The organism is Pseudomonas sp. 21LCFQ02, assembly GCF_024129895.2.
Classification (GTDB): Bacteria; Pseudomonadota; Gammaproteobacteria; order Pseudomonadales; family Pseudomonadaceae; genus Aquipseudomonas.
This window is the reverse complement of sequence record NZ_CM178749.1, coordinates 3577801-3595926: the sequence shown is the minus strand read 5'-3', so window position 1 is coordinate 3595926 and position 18126 is coordinate 3577801. Positions and strand designations below refer to the sequence as shown.

Annotated in this window: 19 protein-coding genes and 1 pseudogene; 19 read left to right on the top strand and 1 reads right to left on the bottom strand. The window is 62.3% G+C overall.

Features of this window, described 5'->3' with window-relative positions; translation table 11 throughout:
• Positions 1-69: 69 nt before the first annotated feature.
• Positions 70-549, top strand: a complete 480-nt coding sequence (locus NJC40_RS16130) for a hypothetical protein (RefSeq protein WP_253142051.1) — start codon at positions 70-72, stop codon at positions 547-549.
• On the opposite strand, the gene NJC40_RS16125 is transcribed toward NJC40_RS16130, so the two are convergent.
• Positions 546-1235 carry an alpha/beta family hydrolase gene (locus NJC40_RS16125; RefSeq protein ID WP_253142048.1) on the bottom strand — a complete coding sequence of 230 codons (690 nt, stop codon included), beginning with the start codon at positions 1233-1235 and terminating at the stop codon, positions 546-548. The genes NJC40_RS16130 and NJC40_RS16125 overlap by 4 nt on opposite strands.
• A gap of 85 nt (positions 1236-1320) precedes the next feature.
• Here NJC40_RS16125 and ccoN (NJC40_RS16120) point away from each other — a divergent pair, with 85 nt between their 5' ends.
• The 18 genes and pseudogenes from ccoN (NJC40_RS16120) to NJC40_RS16035 all read left to right on the top strand — a co-directional run bounded on the left by ccoN (NJC40_RS16120) (position 1321) and on the right by NJC40_RS16035 (position 18047).
• A complete protein-coding gene (gene ccoN / locus NJC40_RS16120) occupies positions 1321-2745 on the top strand; it encodes a cytochrome-c oxidase, cbb3-type subunit I (protein ID WP_045489866.1) in 1425 nt (474 codons plus the stop codon).
• Between the two features lie 10 nt (positions 2746-2755).
• Entirely contained in the window at positions 2756-3364 is a 609-nt protein-coding gene (gene ccoO / locus NJC40_RS16115; protein WP_045489864.1) for a cytochrome-c oxidase, cbb3-type subunit II, read from the top strand.
• 3 nt (positions 3365-3367) lie between these two features.
• Positions 3368-3565 (top strand): cbb3-type cytochrome oxidase subunit 3, encoded by a 198-nt coding sequence (locus NJC40_RS16110; RefSeq protein WP_045489862.1) that lies wholly within the window; start codon positions 3368-3370, stop codon positions 3563-3565.
• On the top strand, positions 3562-4509 hold the full coding sequence (ccoP, locus tag NJC40_RS16105; RefSeq protein WP_045489860.1) for a cytochrome-c oxidase, cbb3-type subunit III: 948 nt from the start codon (positions 3562-3564) through the stop codon (positions 4507-4509). Before NJC40_RS16110 ends, ccoP (NJC40_RS16105) begins: the two co-directional genes overlap by 4 nt.
• A gap of 221 nt (positions 4510-4730) precedes the next feature.
• Positions 4731-6179: a cytochrome-c oxidase, cbb3-type subunit I gene (gene ccoN / locus NJC40_RS16100; protein ID WP_253142046.1), complete on the top strand. Its 1449-nt coding sequence runs from the start codon at positions 4731-4733 to the stop codon at positions 6177-6179.
• On the top strand, positions 6176-6784 hold the full coding sequence (ccoO, locus tag NJC40_RS16095) for a cytochrome-c oxidase, cbb3-type subunit II (RefSeq protein WP_253110144.1): 609 nt from the start codon (positions 6176-6178) through the stop codon (positions 6782-6784). Before ccoN (NJC40_RS16100) ends, ccoO (NJC40_RS16095) begins: the two co-directional genes overlap by 4 nt.
• A gap of 4 nt (positions 6785-6788) precedes the next feature.
• On the top strand, positions 6789-6965 hold the full coding sequence (locus tag NJC40_RS16090; RefSeq protein ID WP_253110141.1) for a cbb3-type cytochrome oxidase subunit 3: 177 nt from the start codon (positions 6789-6791) through the stop codon (positions 6963-6965).
• The gene (gene ccoP, locus NJC40_RS16085; protein WP_253142044.1) at positions 6962-7924 is read left to right on the top strand and encodes a cytochrome-c oxidase, cbb3-type subunit III; all 963 of its coding nucleotides are present in this window, start codon (positions 6962-6964) and stop codon (positions 7922-7924) included. The genes NJC40_RS16090 and ccoP (NJC40_RS16085) overlap by 4 nt, the downstream gene beginning before the upstream one ends.
• A gap of 263 nt (positions 7925-8187) precedes the next feature.
• A pseudogene (locus NJC40_RS16080) lies at positions 8188-8346 on the top strand (type II toxin-antitoxin system VapC family toxin); the annotation flags it as partial.
• A gap of 162 nt (positions 8347-8508) precedes the next feature.
• The gene (gene ccoG / locus NJC40_RS16075) at positions 8509-9924 is read left to right on the top strand and encodes a cytochrome c oxidase accessory protein CcoG (protein WP_253142029.1); all 1416 of its coding nucleotides are present in this window, start codon (positions 8509-8511) and stop codon (positions 9922-9924) included.
• 15 nt (positions 9925-9939) lie between these two features.
• Positions 9940-10467: a FixH family protein gene (locus NJC40_RS16070; protein WP_253142012.1), complete on the top strand. Its 528-nt coding sequence runs from the start codon at positions 9940-9942 to the stop codon at positions 10465-10467.
• Between the two features lie 38 nt (positions 10468-10505).
• A complete protein-coding gene (locus NJC40_RS16065; RefSeq protein ID WP_253142159.1) occupies positions 10506-12974 on the top strand; it encodes a heavy metal translocating P-type ATPase in 2469 nt (822 codons plus the stop codon).
• Positions 12953-13153, top strand: a complete 201-nt coding sequence (ccoS, locus tag NJC40_RS16060) for a cbb3-type cytochrome oxidase assembly protein CcoS (RefSeq protein WP_045489846.1) — start codon at positions 12953-12955, stop codon at positions 13151-13153. The genes NJC40_RS16065 and ccoS overlap by 22 nt, the downstream gene beginning before the upstream one ends.
• A complete protein-coding gene (locus tag NJC40_RS16055; protein WP_253142008.1) occupies positions 13146-13820 on the top strand; it encodes a sulfite exporter TauE/SafE family protein in 675 nt (224 codons plus the stop codon). The genes ccoS and NJC40_RS16055 overlap by 8 nt, the downstream gene beginning before the upstream one ends.
• A gap of 81 nt (positions 13821-13901) precedes the next feature.
• Entirely contained in the window at positions 13902-15284 is a 1383-nt protein-coding gene (gene hemN, locus NJC40_RS16050; protein ID WP_253142006.1) for an oxygen-independent coproporphyrinogen III oxidase, read from the top strand.
• 101 nt (positions 15285-15385) lie between these two features.
• On the top strand, positions 15386-16120 hold the full coding sequence (gene fnr / locus NJC40_RS16045; protein WP_045489840.1) for a fumarate/nitrate reduction transcriptional regulator Fnr: 735 nt from the start codon (positions 15386-15388) through the stop codon (positions 16118-16120).
• A gap of 252 nt (positions 16121-16372) precedes the next feature.
• Positions 16373-16921, top strand: coding sequence for an adenine phosphoribosyltransferase (locus NJC40_RS16040; protein ID WP_045489838.1), 549 nt, complete (start codon positions 16373-16375; stop codon positions 16919-16921).
• 319 nt (positions 16922-17240) lie between these two features.
• Positions 17241-18047, top strand: coding sequence for an NAD-dependent epimerase/dehydratase family protein (locus NJC40_RS16035; RefSeq protein WP_253110083.1), 807 nt, complete (start codon positions 17241-17243; stop codon positions 18045-18047).
• Positions 18048-18126: the final 79 nt, after the last annotated feature.

The window sequence follows — 18126 nt, the reverse complement described above, 5'->3', positions numbered from 1 at the left end:
ACCACAGCAAGGCGCTACCGACAAGGTAGCGCCCTTTTGTTCGTCTTTATTATTGCCATGATGCATACCATGCCCGAACTCTGTACCCGCCACCCCGGTGACGTCCCGCCGGTTATCAACCCTGAGCTTTTCCGCGTTTGCGTCAATGGCACGCCGGTCCATATCGACGCGCTGCTCGGCTGCCTGACCTTACGCCCGGAACTGTCCCAACCCAGCGGCCACTGGATCTGGAAGATCATCGCCAAAGGCAAAGCCGGCCGAATGCGCGTCAGCATTGGTCTTTATCTGGACCACGATCTGCAGCCGGGCCACCACGCCCTGGTAGGCAACCCGAAAATCCAGGTGGTCTATAACGACACGCCCAACGCCCGCAACCGGATCTATCACTCCCGGCATCTGCAAAGTGGCACCCTGAACTTACAGAGGGTTGATCGGGAACACCGCCACTTGCAGGGTGAGTTCGAGTTCGGGATTTCCGCGCTCGGTTTTCGGGTCAGTGGCGGGCGCTTCAATTTGCCGTGTCCGTGGCAGGCTGAGCCACAACGTTAGCGGCGCAAGAATCGGGCAATGCGTTGCGCCGTTTCGCTCAAGCATTGGGCGTGGCTCAGGCCGCTGGCTTTCAATGGCTTGAGGTCGTGGTCCGCTGTCGGCAACCAATGCACGTCGATGGCGGCCGACAACGCATAACCCTGCACCGCGTCTTTATTACCCAGCGCATCACGCTCGCCTTGCACGATCAGGGTCGGAGTCTGCAGATCGGCCAGATGCGCAACCCGGGGCTTCTCGGGTTTGCCCACTGCATAGAACGGATACCCCAGACACACCAGTGCATCGGCGTGCAGCTCATCGGCCAACAGGCTGGCCATCCGCCCGCCCATCGACTTGCCGCCTACGGCCAGACGCCCAGCGACATGAAGTCGCACCCTGGTATACACCTCACGCCAGACATCAAGCAGTTGACCTTGCGGGTTAGGTGGCCTTTTGCTGCCTCCGAGCCGCCGCTGAGCCATGTAGGGGAACTCGAAACGCAGCACGTTCACCCCAAGTTCTGCCAGGTATCGGCTCATTTCGCTCATAAATTCGCTATCCATGGGCGCACCAGCGCCATGCGCCAGGATCAGGGTCGGCGGCGTCTGCCCGTCGATGACCGCCCCCCTCGTCCATAACCAGCCCTGGTCATGCGCCCATTGTGCGCATTGATCCCTGTCAATACAGGCAGTTAGCCCATTACCCATGCTTGCCTCGCTTCTGATGAGTCTGCCAACACCTTTGGACCGTAGGGCGCTGGCTCCGACCACGCTGGATGGGATACCGCTAAAAATGAATACAACACACCGCTCTGCCTATCACTATCAGGTGGTTCGCCAGTTCGCCATTATGACGGTGGTCTGGGGAATTGTCGGGATGGGGTTAGGCGTTTTTCTGGCTGCACAGCTTGTCTGGCCGGAGTTGAACTTTGATCTGCCATGGACCAGCTTCGGGCGCCTGCGACCGTTGCACACCAACGCCGTGATCTTCGCCTTCGGCGGCTGCGCGCTGTTCGCCAGCTCCTATTACTCGGTGCAGCGCACCTGCCAGACGCCGCTGTTCATGCCGAAACTGGCAGCGTTCACCTTCTGGGGCTGGCAACTGGTGATCGTGCTGGCGGCCATTACCCTGCCGCTGGGCTACACCTCTTCCAAGGAATACGCCGAGCTGGAATGGCCGATCGACATTCTGATCACCATTGTCTGGGTCGCGTACGCCGTGGTGTTCTTCGGCACCCTGGCCACGCGCAAGACCAAACACATCTATGTGGGCAACTGGTTCTTCGGCGGTTTTATCCTGACCGTGGCGATCCTGCACATCGTCAACAACCTGGAACTGCCGGTCAGCCTGACCAAGTCCTACTCGATCTACGCCGGCGCCACCGACGCGATGATCCAGTGGTGGTACGGCCACAACGCCGTGGGCTTTTTTCTCACCGCAGGTTTTCTGGGCATGATGTATTACTTCGTGCCCAAGCAGGCCGAACGTCCGGTGTATTCCTACCGGTTGTCGATCGTGCACTTCTGGGCGCTGATCACCCTGTACATCTGGGCCGGCCCTCATCACCTGCACTACACCGCGCTGCCAGACTGGGCGCAGTCGCTGGGCATGATCATGTCGCTGGTGCTGCTGGCACCGAGCTGGGGCGGAATGATCAACGGCATGATGACCTTGTCCGGCGCCTGGCATAAGTTGCGCAGCGACCCGATCCTGCGCTTTCTGGTGGTGTCGCTGGCGTTCTACGGCATGTCGACCTTTGAAGGGCCGATGATGGCGATCAAGACCGTCAACGCCCTGTCGCACTACACCGACTGGACCATCGGCCACGTACACGCCGGGGCGCTGGGCTGGGTAGCGATGATTTCCATCGGTGCCATGTACCACATGATCCCGCGCCTGTTCGGCCGCCCGGCCATGCACAGCATCGGTTTGATCAACGCGCACTTCTGGCTGGCGACCATCGGCACCGTGCTGTACATCGCCTCGATGTGGGTCAACGGCATCGCTCAGGGCCTGATGTGGCGGGCGATCAACGACGACGGCACGCTCACCTACTCCTTCGTCGAAACCCTGGTGGCCAGCCATCCGGGCTTTATCGTGCGGCTGGTCGGCGGTGCGGTGTTCTTCAGCGGCATGTTGCTGATGGCCTGGAACACCTGGCGCACGGTGCGCGCCGCGCAGCCTGACGAAATCGCATCTGCCGCGCAGATGGCCTGAGGAGAGCGCCATGAAACATGAAGTGATCGAAAAGAACGTCACCCTGCTGATGATCCTGATGGTGCTGGCCGTCAGCATCGGCGGCCTGACCCAGATCGTGCCGCTGTTCTTCCAGGACGTGGTCAACACCCCGGTCGAAGGCATGAAGCCCTACACCGCGCTGCAACTCGAAGGCCGCGACATCTATATCCGTGAAGGCTGCGTGGGTTGCCACTCGCAGATGATCCGCCCGTTCCGCGCGGAAACCGAACGCTACGGGCATTACTCGGTGGCCGGCGAAAGCGTCTGGGAGCACCCGTTCCTGTGGGGCTCCAAGCGCACTGGCCCGGACCTGGCCAGGGTCGGTGGCCGTTACTCGGACGACTGGCACCGTGCCCACCTGTACAACCCGCGCAACGTGGTGCCGGAGTCGAAGATGCCGTCCTATCCCTGGCTGGTGGAGCACCCGGTCGACAGCCGTGACACGGTGGCCAAGCTAAAAGCCATGCGCACGCTGGGCGTGCCATACACCGACAGCGACATCGAAGGCGCCGTGGCCAGCCTCAAGGGCAAGACCGAAATGGACGCGCTGGTCGCCTACCTGCAGGTGCTGGGCACCGCCATCAAGAGCAAGAGGTGAAACATGGACATCGCAGACCTGCGCGGGCTCGGCACCCTGGTGGTGGCCATCGCGTTCCTTGGCATGTCGCTGTGGGTATGCAGCAGCCGCCGCAACGAGGACTTCGCCAAAGCGCGCATGGCGCCCTTTGCCGACGAACCCCTGGCCTCACAGCCGCCAGTCGATAAAGCACAATCCGTTGAGCGGAGTAACCAGCCATGAGTACCTTCTGGAGTATCTACATCAGCGTGCTGACCCTGGGCAGCCTGTTTGGCCTGACCTGGTTGCTGATCGGTACCCGCAAAAGCCAGCCGGCCGACGGCGCCGACAAGACCATGGGGCACAGCTTCGATGGCATCGAGGAATACGACAACCCGCTGCCACGCTGGTGGTTCCAGCTGTTTGTCGGCACCCTGGTGTTCGCGCTGATCTACCTGGTGTTCTACCCAGGCCTGGGCAACTGGAAAGGCATCATGCCCGGTTATGAAAACGGCTGGACCAGCGATGCCGAGTGGCAGAAAGAGATGCAGCAGGCTGACGCAAGGTTCGGCCCGATCTTTGCCCGCTATGCCGCCATGCCGCTTGAAGACGTGGCCAAAGACCCGCAGGCACTGCGCATGGGCGCTCGGCTGTTCGCCTCCAACTGCTCGGTGTGTCACGGCTCCGACGCCAAGGGGGCTTTCGGTTTTCCAAACCTGACCGACGACAACTGGCGCTGGGGCGGCAATGCCGACACCATCAAGGCCAGCATCATGGCCGGGCGCATCGCCGCGATGCCCGCCTGGGGGCCGGTGCTGGGCGAAGAAGGCGTAAAAAATGTTGCAGCCTATGTACGTCACTCACTGGCGGGGCTGCCACTGCCGGAAGGCAATCAGGCTGACCTGGCCGCCGGGCAGCAAGCGTACAGCACTACCTGCGTGGCTTGTCACGGCGCGGGCGGCAAGGGCATGGCGCTGATGGGCGCGCCCGACCTGACCCAGCCAGGCGGTTTTATCTACGGCACCAGCCTGGCGCAACTGCAACAGACTATCCGTCAGGGCCGTCAGGGTCATATGCCGGCGCAGGCTGAGCTGCTCGGTAACGACAAAGTGCAGTTGCTGGCGGCCTATGTCTACAGCCTGTCCAAACCCACCGCAGCGACCCAGGCTCAGGCAGGCGCCCACTGAGACCCTGGCTCCTGTAACCCTGTCTCTTGTGAGAATGACGCACCCCGATCGGGGTGCGTTTTTTTTGCCCGCGATTTAGCCGCACACTGCGCGCTTCCCTCCCCGCATTCGAGGCATTAAGCTGGCCGGCGTTGAATTTTCCAGCACCCTGCTCGTCCATTGCGAATGTCGCGGTGTTCGGCTGCCTTGTTGTCGTTTCTTCAGGAGTTTTGACCCCCTTAATGAATAGCACCGCCTACAACTACAAGGTGGTCCGCCAGTTCGCCATCATGACGGTGGTCTGGGGGATCGTGGGCATGGGGCTCGGGGTGTTCATCGCCGCGCAACTGGTCTGGCCGCAATTGAACCTCGACCTGGAGTGGACGACCTTCGGCCGGCTGCGGCCGTTGCACACCAACCTGGTGATCTTCGCTTTCGGCGGCTGTGCGCTGTTTGGCACCTCCTATTACGTGGTGCAGCGCACCTGCCAGACACGGCTGATGTCCGACCGGCTGGCGGCCTTTACTTTCTGGGGCTGGCAGGCGGTGATTGTCGCAGCATTGATCAGCCTGCCGATGGGCTACACCACGACCAAGGAATACGCCGAGCTGGAATGGCCCATCGCAATCTTGCTGGCGGTGGTCTGGGCGGTATACGCCACTGTATTTTTCGGCACCCTGATGCGTCGCCGCACGCCGCATATTTATGTCGCCAACTGGTTTTACGGTGCGTTCATTGTGGTGACCCTGATGCTGCACGTGGTCAATCACCTGGCCGTACCGGTCAGCCTGTTCAAGTCATACTCGATCTATGCCGGGGCCACCGACGCGATGATCCAGTGGTGGTACGGCCACAACGCGGTGGGCTTTTTCCTCACCACCGGTTTTCTCGGCATGATGTATTACTTCGTGCCCAAGCAGGCTGAACGCCCGGTGTACTCGTACCGGTTGTCGATCGTGCACTTCTGGGCGCTGATCACCCTGTACATCTGGGCCGGCCCACATCATTTGCACTACACCGCCCTGCCAGACTGGGCACAGTCGCTGGGCATGGTCATGTCGGTGATCCTGCTGGTGCCGAGCTGGGGCGGGATGATCAACGGCATGATGACCCTGTCCGGCGCCTGGCATAAGTTGCGCAGCGATCCGATCCTGCGCTTTCTGGTGCTGTCGCTGGCGTTCTACGGTATGTCGACCTTCGAAGGGCCGATGATGGCGATCAAGACCGTCAACGCCCTGTCGCACTACACCGACTGGACCATCGGCCACGTACACGCCGGCGCGCTGGGCTGGGTGGCGATGATTACCATTGGCGCGACCTATCACATGATCCCGCGGCTGTTTGGCCGCACGGCGATGCACAGCGTCAGTCTGATCCACGCGCATTTCTGGCTGGCGACCATCGGCACGGTGCTCTACATCGCCGCCATGTGGGTCAACGGCATTACCCAGGGGCTGATGTGGCGGGCAGTGAATGCCGACGGCACCCTGAGCTTTTCCTTCGTCGAGTCGGTGGTCGCCAGCCATCCCGGCTATGTGGTGCGGATGATCGGCGGCGCGCTGTTCGCCAGCGGCATGCTGCTGATGGCCTGGAACACCTGGCTCACCGTACGCGGCGCCGACCCGCAGGCCGCCGCCGAGGCCGCAGGCATTCAGGTGTCAAAGGCACCCACATCAGGTGCTCAGTCATGAAGCACGAAGTCGTCGAGAAAAACGTCGGGCTGCTGACCCTGTTGATGGTGCTGGCGGTCAGCATTGGCGGTCTGACCCAGATCGTGCCGCTGTTTTTCCAGGACACGGTCAACACCCCGGTGGACGGCATGAAGCCCTACACCGCCCTGCAACTCGAAGGCCGCGACGTCTATATCGCCAACGGTTGCGTGGGCTGTCACTCGCAGATGATCCGCCCGTTTCGTGCTGAAACCGAGCGTTACGGCCATTACTCAGTGGCCGGTGAGAGCGTGTGGGACCATCCGTTTCTATGGGGTTCCAAACGTACCGGGCCGGATCTTGCGCGGGTCGGCGCACGTTACTCGGATGAGTGGCACCGCATTCACCTGATCAACCCGCGCGATGTAGTGCCCGAGTCAAAGATGCCGGCCTACCCGTTCCTCGCCCATAAACCGGTGGACGCCAGCCAGACCGCAAAGAAGATGCAGGCCCTGCGCAGCCTGGGCGTGCCGTATACCGATGCCGATATCGCCGGTGCCCAGGCCGCCGTGACCGGCAAGACCGAACTGGACGCCCTGGTGGCCTACCTGCAAGGTCTGGGCGTGCAGATCAAGAGCAAGAGGTGAGCGCATGGACAGCGGAATGATTCGTGGCCTGGGTACGCTGGTGGTGCTGTTGGCGTTCATCGGCCTGGCGCTCTGGGTGTTCAGCCCCAAACGCAAACAGGACTTCGACGAAGCGACCCTGCTGCCGTTCGCCGACGAGCCCGACAGCCTTGACCCTGACCGCCGGAAGCCTGACGCATGAGCAGCGGCTGGAGCCTGTACGTTACCCTGCTGACCCTCGCAACCCTGGCGGGTCTGACCTGGCTGTTGCTGGCGACCCGCAAGGGCGAGCGCCAGGATCAGACCGATGAAACCCTCAAACACAGCTTTGACGGCATCGAGGAATACGACAACCCGCTGCCACGCTGGTGGTTCAACCTGTTCATCGCCACCCTGGTGTTTTCGCTGGTTTACCTGCTGCTGTATCCGGGCCTGGGCAACTGGCGCGGGCTGATGCCGGGTTACCAATGGCTGGATGCCGACAATAAAGTGCGCTTCGCCGACGGCCAGCAAGGCTGGAGTGGCGTGCATGAGTGGGAAAAGGAAATGCAGCGGGCCGAGGCGCGTTACGCGCCAACCTTTGCGCGCTTCGCCGCGATGCCGGTCGAGGCCGTCGCCAAAGACCCCGAGGCACTGCAAATGGGTGCGCGCCTGTTCGCCTCCAACTGCTCTGTGTGTCACGGCTCTGACGCCAAGGGCGCCTACGGTTTTCCCGACCTGACTGACGAGCACTGGCGCTGGGGCGGCGATCCGCAATCGATCAAGACCAGCATTCTCAATGGTCGCCAGGCGGTGATGCCGGCCTGGGGCGCGGTGCTTGGCGAGCAAGGGGTGAGAGACGTCGCGGCGTATGTGTACACCGGCCTGGGCCGCGAGCTGCCGGCCGATGCCAAGGCCGACCCGCAGGCCGGCCAGAAGCTCTACGCCACGACCTGCATCGCCTGCCACGGCCCGCAGCTCAAGGGTCAGCCGCTGCTCGGCGCGCCGGGCCTGAAGCACCCTGAGGCGTTTATCTACGGCAGCAGTTTTGCCCAGTTGCAGGAGAGCATCCGCAATGGGCGCCAGGGACAAATGCCGGCCCAGAAAGCGACTCAAGGTGATGACCGGGTGCATGTGTTGGCGGCTTACATTTACAGCTTGTCGCAGAAACCTGAACCGTAGGAGATCACCCGCCGCCTCGGCGCCGCGCGCTCGCAGCAGACACGGACCTCGTAAAACCGGCACACCTGCTGTGCATGTCCCGCAGCATTCGTCGGCTGAGCCGACTCCCACCGGAGCCGTGTCATACCCACTTTCTGAGTACACCGTTCCCGCGTCGGGCTCAAGTAGCCGGCATGACTCAGATCCGGAGGGAGCCAGCTTGCTGGCGAAGGGGTCGGCGAGATCACCGCATCCGCTATGTCTGTATTCGTTGGCAAGCTCGCCCCCCAATGCAATGCGATGCCCTGATCGCCACCGCGCGGGTTCATGGGTTGACGGTGGTGACCCGTAACACTCAGGATTTCCAGCATTGCCGCATGCCGGTTCTCAACCCATGGGTCAGCCAGTGGCATGAAGATCGGCCCGGCTACTCGTCTATTTAGTGTGTCAATTGATCCAGGTCACCCGCACAGGGCGCCACAAGGGGGCAAAGCGACCCAATGTCGCAGGCCCTTGCCAAGGTCCGGGCGTATCATCGAGGCATAAGAAAGCACTGCTCGACCCGGCCTGAACCGGGCACTTTCGTACTGCCGTGGGACGTTGCGATGAGTCATCGGATACCGCTTCAAGACATTACCCCGCCACCTGACAAGGGCAGCAACAGCGTCGAGCTGTACGCCGCCCGTGAAAAGATCCATACCCGGGCGTTCAAGGGTTTGTTCCGCAACCTGCGCATGGCCGGTGGTGCGTTGCTGTTTCTGATCTACTTCGGCACCGTGTGGCTCGACTGGAACGGCCGCCAGGCGGTGTGGTGGAACCTGCCGGAGCGCAAGTTCTACATTTTTGGTTCAACCTTCTGGCCGCAGGACTTCATCCTGCTGTCGGGTATCCTGATCGTCGCGGCCTTTGGCCTGTTTTTCATCACCGTCTATGCCGGCCGGGTGTGGTGCGGCTACACCTGCCCGCAAAGCGTGTGGACCTGGATTTTCATGTGGTGCGAGAAGGTCACCGAAGGCGACCGCAACCAGCGCATCAGGCTCGACAAGGCGCCGCTGAGTGCCAACAAGCTGCTGCGCAAAGGCGCCAAGCACAGCCTGTGGTTATTGATCGGCATCGCCACCGGCCTGACCTTTGTCGGCTATTTCGCGCCGATCCGTGAGCTGTGCATCGAATTGCTGACCGGCCAGGCCGACGGCTGGGCGTATTTCTGGGTAGCGTTCTTCACCCTGGCCACCTACGGTAACGCCGGCTGGCTGCGTGAGCAGGTGTGCATCCACATGTGCCCGTACTCGCGCTTTCAGAGCGTGATGTTCGACAAGGACACCCTGATCGTCTCCTATGACCCGCGCCGTGGCGAGCAACGCGGCCCACGGCGCAAGCAGGCCGATCACAAGGCCGAGGGCCTGGGTGACTGCATCGACTGTACCTTGTGCGTGCAGGTGTGCCCGACCGGTATCGATATCCGCGACGGCCTGCAAATCGAGTGCATTGGTTGCGCGGCCTGTATCGACGCCTGTGACAACGTGATGGACAAGATGAACTACCCGCGCGGGTTGATCAGCTACACCACCGAGCACAACCTGTCCGGCCAGGTCACCAAGACCCTGCGCCCCCGGTTGATCGGTTATGCCGTGGTCTTGCTGGTGATGATCGGCGCGCTGGTCAGCGCGTTCCTGTTGCGTCCGCTGGTGGGCTTCGATGTCAGCAAGGATCGCATGCTGTATCGTGAAAACGCGCAAGGCCGGATCGAGAACGTCTACAGCCTGAAAATCCTCAACAAGGACCAGAAACCGCACAGCTATCTGCTGCAAGCCAGCGGTCTGCCTGACCTGCGCCTGCAGGGCCAACAGGAAATCCGGGTGCCGGCCGGCGAAAGCCTGAGCCTGGCGGTGGAGCTGTCCAGCGCTCCTGAGCAGATGCCGTCGACCACCAACGAGGTGACGTTCACCCTTCAGGATATCGACGACAACAGCAGCCGTATCGAAGCCAAGAGCCGTTTCATTGGCCCGCAGATTCGCTAACAGGAAGTACTCGACATGCACCTTACCTCCCCCGTCGCCCCTTGGTACCGGCATCGCTGGCCCTGGTTCATCATCGGCCTGCTGGCCTGTTCGGTGACCCTGAGCCTGAGCATGGTGGTGATCGCGGTGAATAACCCGGTCAATCTGGTCAGCGACAATTACTACGACGCCGGCAAGGGCATCAACCGCTCGCTGGAGCGCGAACAACTGGCGGTGGCCCTGAAGCTGCGCGCCAGTCTGCAACTGGACGAACTGACCGGCGAAGTGGACCTGCGCCTGAGCGGTGAGCACCTGCCCTCCACGCTGGAGCTGAACCTGCTGTCGCCGACCCAGCCGGACAAAGACCGTCATGTGCTGCTTAACCGCAGCCCGGCCGAGCCCGGCCGTTATGTCGGGCAGCTCGATGACAAGGTCCAGGGACGGCGCTTTGTCGAACTGCTGGGCCGCGAGCAGAACCGTACATGGCGGTTGTTCGAAGAGGAATTCATCGCCCAGGGGCGCACTTTGAGGCTGGGTGACGAGCCTTTGCAGGCGGCACCTTGAGCCACCCCGCTGCGTCAGATGCAGTGGCAGACGGCGGCCTGGCTGACCAGCAAGCCTGCACCACACCCTGCTACCACTGCGACCTGCCAGTGCCCGGCGCCCGCCCTTTCACGACAGTAGTGCTCGGCGAACCTCGGCAGTTCTGCTGCCCCGGCTGCCTGGCCGTGGCCGAGACCATCGTGGCCAGCGGCCTGGAACACTACTACCAGCACCGCAGCGCGGCGGCCAGCAACCCGCAACAACTACCCGACCTGCTGGCCGATGAGCTGCGGCTCTACGACCGGCCCGAGGTCCAGCAAGGCTTCGTCCGCCAGGACGGCCCACTCAGCGACACCACCCTGCTGGTCGAGGGCATCAGTTGTGCGGCCTGCGGCTGGCTGATCGAGCGCCAGTTGCACAGCCTGCCCGGCGTTGCCCACGCACGGCTGAATCTGACGACACATCGCCTGCACCTGAGCTGGGACGCCGCGCAGTTGCCGCTGAGCCAGATTCTCGAACGGCTGCGCCTGATCGGCTACCTCGCGCATCCCTGGCAAGCTGACCAGGCCAGTGAGCAGTTGGCCCGTGAGAACCGCCAGGCCCTGCGCCGCCTCGGTGTGGCAGGCCTGCTGTGGTTTCAGGCGATGATGGCAACCATGGCGACCTGGCCGGAGTTCAATGTCGACCTCAGCGCCGGGATGCATACCATCCTGCGCTGGGTGGCGATGTTTCTCACCACACCGATCGTGTTCTATAGCTGTGCCCCACTGTTCAGCGGTGCACTGCGCGACCTGCGCAACCGGCAATTGAGCATGGACGTATCGGTGTCGCTGGCCATCGGCCTGGCCTACGGCGCAGGGATCTGGACCGCCATTACCGGCAGCGGCGAGCTGTACTTCGATGCCGTAGGCATGTTCGCGCTGTTTCTGCTCTCTGGCCGCTATCTGGAGCGCCGCGCCCGGCAGCGCACCGCCGCAGCCACCACGCAACTGGTCAGGTTGCTGCCGGCGTCATGCCTGCGCCTGACTGCCGATGGCCAGCAGCAACGCATTCTGCTCAGCGAACTGCAGCTCGACGACCAGGTGCTGGTACTGCCCGGCGCGGTGCTGCCCGCTGACGGCACGATCATCGAGGGGCATTCGAGCATCGATGAGTCGCTGCTGACCGGTGAGTACCTGCCGCAACCCCGTAACCCCGGCGATGCGGTCACTGCGGGCACGCTGAACGTCGACAGCCCACTGACCGTGCAGGTGCGGGCGCTGGGCCAGAACACCCGGCTGTCGGCCATCGTCCGTTTGCTGGAACGCGCCCAGACAGAAAAACCCCGACTGGCACGCTTGGCCGACCGCGCCGCACAGGTTTTTCTGGTCATCTCGCTGGTGGCGGCGGTGCTGATCGGCGCGTTGTGGTGGCAACTGGACGCCGACCGCGCCTTCTGGATTGTCCTGGCCATGCTGGTTGCCACCTGCCCCTGCGCACTGTCGCTGGCCACCCCCACCGCGTTGACCGCCGCCACCGGCAGCCTGCACAGCCTGGGCTTGCTGGTGACCCGTGGCCACGTGCTCGAAGCACTGGAGCAAGTCGACACCGTGATTTTCGACAAGACCGGCACCTTGACCGAAGGTCGCCTGCAACTGCGCCGTATCTTGCCGCTTGCAGCCCTGGATGCCGATACCTGCCTGGCCCTGGCGGCTGCGTTGGAAAGCCGCTCCGAACACCCCATCGCCCGCGCCTTCGGACCTGCCACGCAACGCGCCACGCAAACCCAGGCCCATGCCGGAATGGGTCTGGAAGGCAAGGTCGACGGCCGCACCCTGCGCATCGGCCAAGCCGCGTTTGTCTGCGCCCTGAGCGGCCATACGGCGCCGCCCATGCCTGATCAAGCCGGGCAATGGCTGCTGCTGGGCGACCAACACGGGCCGCTGGCCTGGCTGGTGCTCGACGATCGCCTGCGCAGCGATGCCCCGGCGTTGCTCAATGCCTGCCGGGCACGGGGCTGGAAAACCCTGCTGTTGTCGGGCGACAGCTCACCGATGGTCGCCAGCGTGGCCACTGAGCTGGGTATCGATCAATATCAGGGCGGTCTGCGCCCGGCTGACAAACTCGCCGTGCTGCACAGCCTGCATCAGCAAGGTCGCAAAGTGCTGATGCTCGGTGACGGGGTCAACGACGTGCCGGTGCTGGCCGCCGCCGATATCAGCATTGCCATGGGTTCGGCCACCGACCTGGCCAAGACCAGCGCCGATGCCGTACTGCTGTCCAACCGGTTGCAGACGCTGGTTGATGCCCTGCGTCTGGCGCGGCGCAGCAAACGAGTCATCATCCAGAACCTGCTGTGGGCTGCGCTGTACAATGGCCTGATGCTGCCGTTCGCCGCACTGGGCTGGATCACCCCGGTGTGGGCGGCCATCGGCATGTCGCTCAGTTCACTGGCCGTGGTGCTCAATGCCCTGCGCCTGAGCCGCATGCCGGCCACCTCCGATTCACCTGTGGTCACGGAGCAAACATGCCTGCGCTCTACATCATGATTCCCGCCGCGCTGTTACTGGTCGCCTTGGCCATCTGGATTTTTTTCTGGGCGGTGGACAGCGGCCAGTACGACGATCTCGACAGCCCGGCGCACAGCATCCTGTTCGACGATCAGGACCCCGGTCACCAGGCCGCGATCCGCCAACAACAGGACAAGGACCGCGACCGGCATGCCTGAAATCCTTGCCCTGCTGGGCTCGGCCGTGATGTTCGGGCTGCTCGGCGGCGGGCATTGCATCGGTATGTGTGGCGGGCTAATGGGCGCGCTGAGCCTGTCCGCCCCGAACCCGCGGCGCTGGCCACTGCTGCTGGCCTATAACCTGGGACGGATCAGCAGCTATGGCCTGGCCGGGCTGCTCACCGGGCTGCTCGGTCACGCGGTGGCCAACGGCCCGGCGGCCATGGTGCTGCGGGTCATCGCCGCCCTGTTGTTAATTGCCATGGGCCTGTACCTGGCCGGCTGGTGGAGCGGCCTGACCCGCATCGAGCGCCTCGGCCGTGGCCTGTGGCGCCATCTGCAACCGCTGGCCAGCCGCTTGCTGCCGATCAGCACCCTGCCCCGCGCCGCCGCAGTGGGTGCACTATGGGGCTGGCTGCCATGCGGGCTGGTGTACAGCGTCCTGCTGTGGGCGGCGATTCAGGGCAATGCACTGACCAGCGCCGCATTGATGCTGGTGTTCGGTCTGGGCACCTGCCCGGTACTGCTGCTTACCGGCGCAGCAGCCGAGCGCACCCGTGCACTGCTGCGCCGCCGTGGCCTACGCACCGCCGGTGGCCTGCTGGTGATTGGTTTTGGGTTATGGAGCCTGCCAGGCCCGCATCAACACTGGTTGATGGGGCATTGACTGCATTGATGTACATCAAGATCCGCCTGCCCACGCTGATCTAGACTCGGGCATCGCCAGCCTAACCAGGGGAATGCCCGCATGCTCGACGTCATTCGTTGGGATTCTGACCTGATCCGTCGCTACGATCTGGCAGGACCGCGTTACACCTCCTACCCCACCGCCGTGCAGTTCAGCACGCAGGTGGGCACGTTCGACCTGCTGCATGCCCTGCGTGACAGCCGCAAGGCGCGTCGCCCGTTGTCGCTGTACGTGCATATCCCGTTCTGCGCCAACATCTGTTACTACTGCGCCTGCAATAAAGTGATCACCAAGGATCGCAGCCGCGCCCCGGCCTATCTGCAGCGCCTGGAGCATGAAATCAAGACCCTGGCCTGCCATCTGGCACCCGATCAGGTGGTCGAGCAACTGCATCTGGGCGGCGGCACGCCGACCTTTCTCAACCATGGTGAGCTACGCCAATTGATGGCCTGCCTGCGCAGCCACTTCAACCTGCTGGAGGATGACTCCGGTGACTACGGCATCGAAATCGACCCCCGCGAAGCCGACTGGTCGTCCATGGGCTTGCTGCGCGAGCTGGGCTTTAACCGGGTCAGCCTCGGCGTGCAGGACCTGGACCCGGCGGTGCAACGCGCCGTCAACCGCCTGCAAAGCCTGGAGCAAACCCGGGCGATTGTTGAAGCGGCGCGCACCCTGCAGTTTCGCTCGGTCAATATCGACCTGATCTACGGCCTGCCCCTGCAAACGCCGGAAGGCTTCGCGCGCACGGTGGAAGAGATGATCGCCCTGCAGCCAGACCGGCTGTCGGTGTTCAACTACGCCCACCTGCCCGAACGCTTCATGCCGCAGCGGCGCATCGACGATAACGCCCTGCCCAAACCGGAACAGAAACTGCGCATGCTTGAGCGCACCATCGAGCAACTGACCGGGGCCGGCTATCGCTACATCGGCATGGACCACTTCGCCCTGCCCGACGACGAACTGGCCATTGCTCAGGAAGAAGGCACGCTACAACGCAATTTCCAGGGCTACACCACCCACGGCCATTGCGACCTGATCGGCCTCGGGGTCTCGGCCATCAGCCAGATCGGTGACCTGTATTGCCAGAACAGCAACGACCTCAGCGACTATCAGAGCCTGCTGGCCAGCGATCAACTGGCGACCAAGCGCGGGCTGCTGTGCAATCAGGACGACCGTATCCGCCGTGCGGTCATCCAGCAACTGATCTGCCACTTCGAACTGAATTTCGCAGCCATAGAGCAAGCCTTTGCCATCGAGTTTCGCGGCTATTTCCATGAACTCTGGCCACCGTTGCTGAACATGTGCCGCGACGGTTTGATCGTGATGGATGACCACGGTATCCGCGTGCTACCGGCTGGTCGGTTGCTGGTGCGCGCCGTGTGCATGCTGTTTGATGCTTATCTCAACCCTGCGAGCAGCCAACGGTTTTCACGCGTCATATGACATCAATCAGACATCAAGGTAGAGCTGCCATGCTGGCCCAAGTCATCACGCCTGAGTTACCCTTACATCCTATGTGTGCTTCTCCCACAAGGAATCAAGTGATGTCCGAGCCAGTCAAGGTGCGTGCTCATAATCAGGCTCATTGCAAGGATTGCAGTCTCGCCCCGCTGTGCCTGCCCCTCTCGCTGAACATGGAAGATATGGATGCGCTGGACCAGATCGTCAAGCGCGGCCGCCCTTTGAAGAAGGGTGAGTTCCTGTTCCGTCAGGGCGATACGTTCGAGTCAGTCTACGCCGTGCGCTCCGGCGCCCTGAAAACCTTCAGCATCAGTGACGGCGGTGCCGAACAACTGACCGGTTTCCACCTGCCCAGCGAACTGGTCGGTATGTCGGGCATGGACGCCGAAGCCTATCCGGTATCGGCCCAGGCACTGGAGACCACCTCGGTGTGTGAAATCCCCTTCGAGCGTCTCGACGAGTTGTCGGTGCAACTGCCGCAACTGCGCCGCCAGTTGATGCGCGTAATGAGCCGGGAAATTCGTGACGATCAACAGATGATGCTGTTGCTGTCGAAAAAAACCGCCGATGAGCGTATCGCGACCTTTCTGGTCAACCTGTCGGCGCGCTTCCGTGCCCGCGGTTTTTCGGCCAACCATTTCCGCCTGAGCATGTCTCGCAACGAAATCGGCAACCATCTGGGCCTGGCTGTGGAAACCGTATCGCGGGTCTTTACCCGCTTCCAGCAGAACGAGCTGATTGCCGCCGAAGGCAAGGAAATCCACATCATTGACCCGATCCAGCTGTGCGCCCTGGCCGGTGGCGCGATGGAAAGCTGAGCCACTGCCGGTTGCACGCTGAAATTTGAGAACAACTGGGCGCCTCTAAAAACGTAAGCGAGGCAGCCAGCGCAAGGCGAAGACAGGCGAAGAAGCGACCGGGGTCGCGTCCGACTTTACGGGTTGTAAATGAGCATTCTGAGCCTGGCTTCAACGCAGCGATAGCAACGTAGGTAGTTTTTAGGGGTGCCCAACTGCGATCCAGAGCAGTCCAGCTTATACTGTCGGGCAAACCTGTTCTGGATTGTACGCATGTCTTTCGATGTCTCCCTGCTCAAGTCCCATATCCGGCCTGTCGTGGACTTTCCCAAGCCCGGTGTGGTGTTCCGCGATATCACCCCGCTGTTCCAGTCGCCCAAGGCGACCCGCCAGGTGATTGATCATTTCGTACAGCGCTATATCGACGCTGATTTCAACCAGATCGGTGTGATGGACGCGCGCGGTTTTCTGATCGGCTCGGTGGTGGCTTACGAGTTGAACAAACCGTTGGTGCTGTTTCGCAAGCAAGGCAAGTTGCCGGCCGACGTGTTGTCGGAGGGTTACCAGACCGAATACGGCGAAGCCTTTCTGGAAGTACACGCTGACAGCCTGTGCGACGGCGACAGTGTGGTGCTGTTCGATGATCTGATTGCCACCGGCGGCACGCTGACGGCGGCGGTCAACCTGATTCGCCGCATGGGCGCCAGGGTTCATGAGGCGGCGGCGATCATCGACCTGCCGGAGCTGGGTGGCTCAAAACGCCTGAATGACCTGCAAGTGCCGACCTTCAGCCTCACCAGCTTTGCGCTGGATGAGCTTTGAGCTGACGTGCAGCGGTAAGAGTGGCACCCTCCGATAAAATCCGGGTCGCTCGCAGACTCAGCGCCAGACACGTGATGTGGGAAGGCGCTCTGCTCGCGAAGAGGCCGTATCAGAATAGCTTCTACAAATAATCGTAGTCCGGCACTCCGGCAACCGGAGCGCCGGGGCAGCATGTTAACGGCCTGCCCCACCCTGGCTACACGACCAAAGGCTGGCCTGCCGTGCTGGAACAGTCGTTGACAGGCGCTTTTGCGGCCATGGATAATTTCCAAGTCGTACGATAACGCACAACATTAATAACAGTTAGGTAACCCTGGCGATGACTACTCCCCGCTTCAACCGCCTATTGCTCACGGGAGCTGCCGGCGGGCTGGGCACCCTGCTGCGTGAACGCCTCAAGGGCTGCGCCGAGATCCTGCGTCTTTCCGATATCAGCGTAATGGCCCCGGCTGCTGGCCCCCATGAAGAAGTGGTGACCTGTGATCTGGCCGACAAGGCTGCCGTTCACGAACTGGTGGCTGGTGTGGATGCCATCGTGCATTTCGGCGGTGTGTCCACCGAGCACTCCTTCGAAGCCATACTCGGCCCGAACATCTGCGGCGTGTTCCACATCTACGAGGCAGCGCGCAAACACGGCGTCAAGCGGGTGATTTTCGCCAGCTCCAACCACACCATCGGTTTCTACCGGCAAGACGAGCGCATCGACGCCCACTCGCCCCGCCGTCCGGACAGCTATTACGGCCTGTCGAAGTGCTATGGCGAAGACATGGCCAGTTTCTATTTCGACCGCTACGGCATCGAGACGGTGAGCATCCGCATCGGCTCATCGTTCCCGGAACCGAACAATCGGCGCATGCTGTGCACCTGGCTGAGCTACGACGACCTGGTGCAGCTCATTGAGCGCGGGCTGTTCACTGCCGATGTCGGCCACACCATCGTCTATGGTGCCTCCGACAATACGCCACAGTGGTGGGACAACCGCCATGCCGCGCACCTCGGCTATACACCCAAGGACAGCTCTGAGCCATTTCGCGCCAAGGTTGAAGCGCAGCCGGCACCCGCGGCTGACGATCCGAGCATGGTATACCAGGGCGGGGCCTTCGCGGCGGTCGGCCCGTTCGACTGAACCCTGCGTTCAAGGGCCGGCATGCAGAAGCCTGATATTGCTGCTCTGAAACAAAGAACCCCGCCATTTGGCGGGGTTT

Coding starts and splice junctions, on each gene's coding strand:
- NJC40_RS16090 (WP_253110141.1), top strand. CDS start 6,789: ATGGACAGCGGAATGATTCGTGGCCTGGGTACGCTGGTGGTGCTGTTG.
- NJC40_RS16130 (WP_253142051.1), top strand. CDS start 70: ATGCCCGAACTCTGTACCCGCCACCCCGGTGACGTCCCGCCGGTTATC.
- ccoP (WP_045489860.1), top strand. CDS start 3,562: ATGAGTACCTTCTGGAGTATCTACATCAGCGTGCTGACCCTGGGCAGC.
- ccoG (WP_253142029.1), top strand. CDS start 8,509: ATGAGTCATCGGATACCGCTTCAAGACATTACCCCGCCACCTGACAAG.
- hemN (WP_253142006.1), top strand. CDS start 13,902: ATGCTCGACGTCATTCGTTGGGATTCTGACCTGATCCGTCGCTACGAT.
- NJC40_RS16040 (WP_045489838.1), top strand. CDS start 16,373: ATGTCTTTCGATGTCTCCCTGCTCAAGTCCCATATCCGGCCTGTCGTG.
- ccoN (WP_253142046.1), top strand. CDS start 4,731: ATGAATAGCACCGCCTACAACTACAAGGTGGTCCGCCAGTTCGCCATC.
- NJC40_RS16070 (WP_253142012.1), top strand. CDS start 9,940: ATGCACCTTACCTCCCCCGTCGCCCCTTGGTACCGGCATCGCTGGCCC.
- NJC40_RS16035 (WP_253110083.1), top strand. CDS start 17,241: ATGACTACTCCCCGCTTCAACCGCCTATTGCTCACGGGAGCTGCCGGC.
- NJC40_RS16110 (WP_045489862.1), top strand. CDS start 3,368: ATGGACATCGCAGACCTGCGCGGGCTCGGCACCCTGGTGGTGGCCATC.
- ccoP (WP_253142044.1), top strand. CDS start 6,962: ATGAGCAGCGGCTGGAGCCTGTACGTTACCCTGCTGACCCTCGCAACC.
- ccoO (WP_045489864.1), top strand. CDS start 2,756: ATGAAACATGAAGTGATCGAAAAGAACGTCACCCTGCTGATGATCCTG.
- ccoS (WP_045489846.1), top strand. CDS start 12,953: ATGCCTGCGCTCTACATCATGATTCCCGCCGCGCTGTTACTGGTCGCC.
- ccoN (WP_045489866.1), top strand. CDS start 1,321: ATGAATACAACACACCGCTCTGCCTATCACTATCAGGTGGTTCGCCAG.
- NJC40_RS16055 (WP_253142008.1), top strand. CDS start 13,146: ATGCCTGAAATCCTTGCCCTGCTGGGCTCGGCCGTGATGTTCGGGCTG.
- NJC40_RS16125 (WP_253142048.1), bottom strand. CDS start 1,235: ATGGGTAATGGGCTAACTGCCTGTATTGACAGGGATCAATGCGCACAA.
- ccoO (WP_253110144.1), top strand. CDS start 6,176: ATGAAGCACGAAGTCGTCGAGAAAAACGTCGGGCTGCTGACCCTGTTG.
- fnr (WP_045489840.1), top strand. CDS start 15,386: ATGTCCGAGCCAGTCAAGGTGCGTGCTCATAATCAGGCTCATTGCAAG.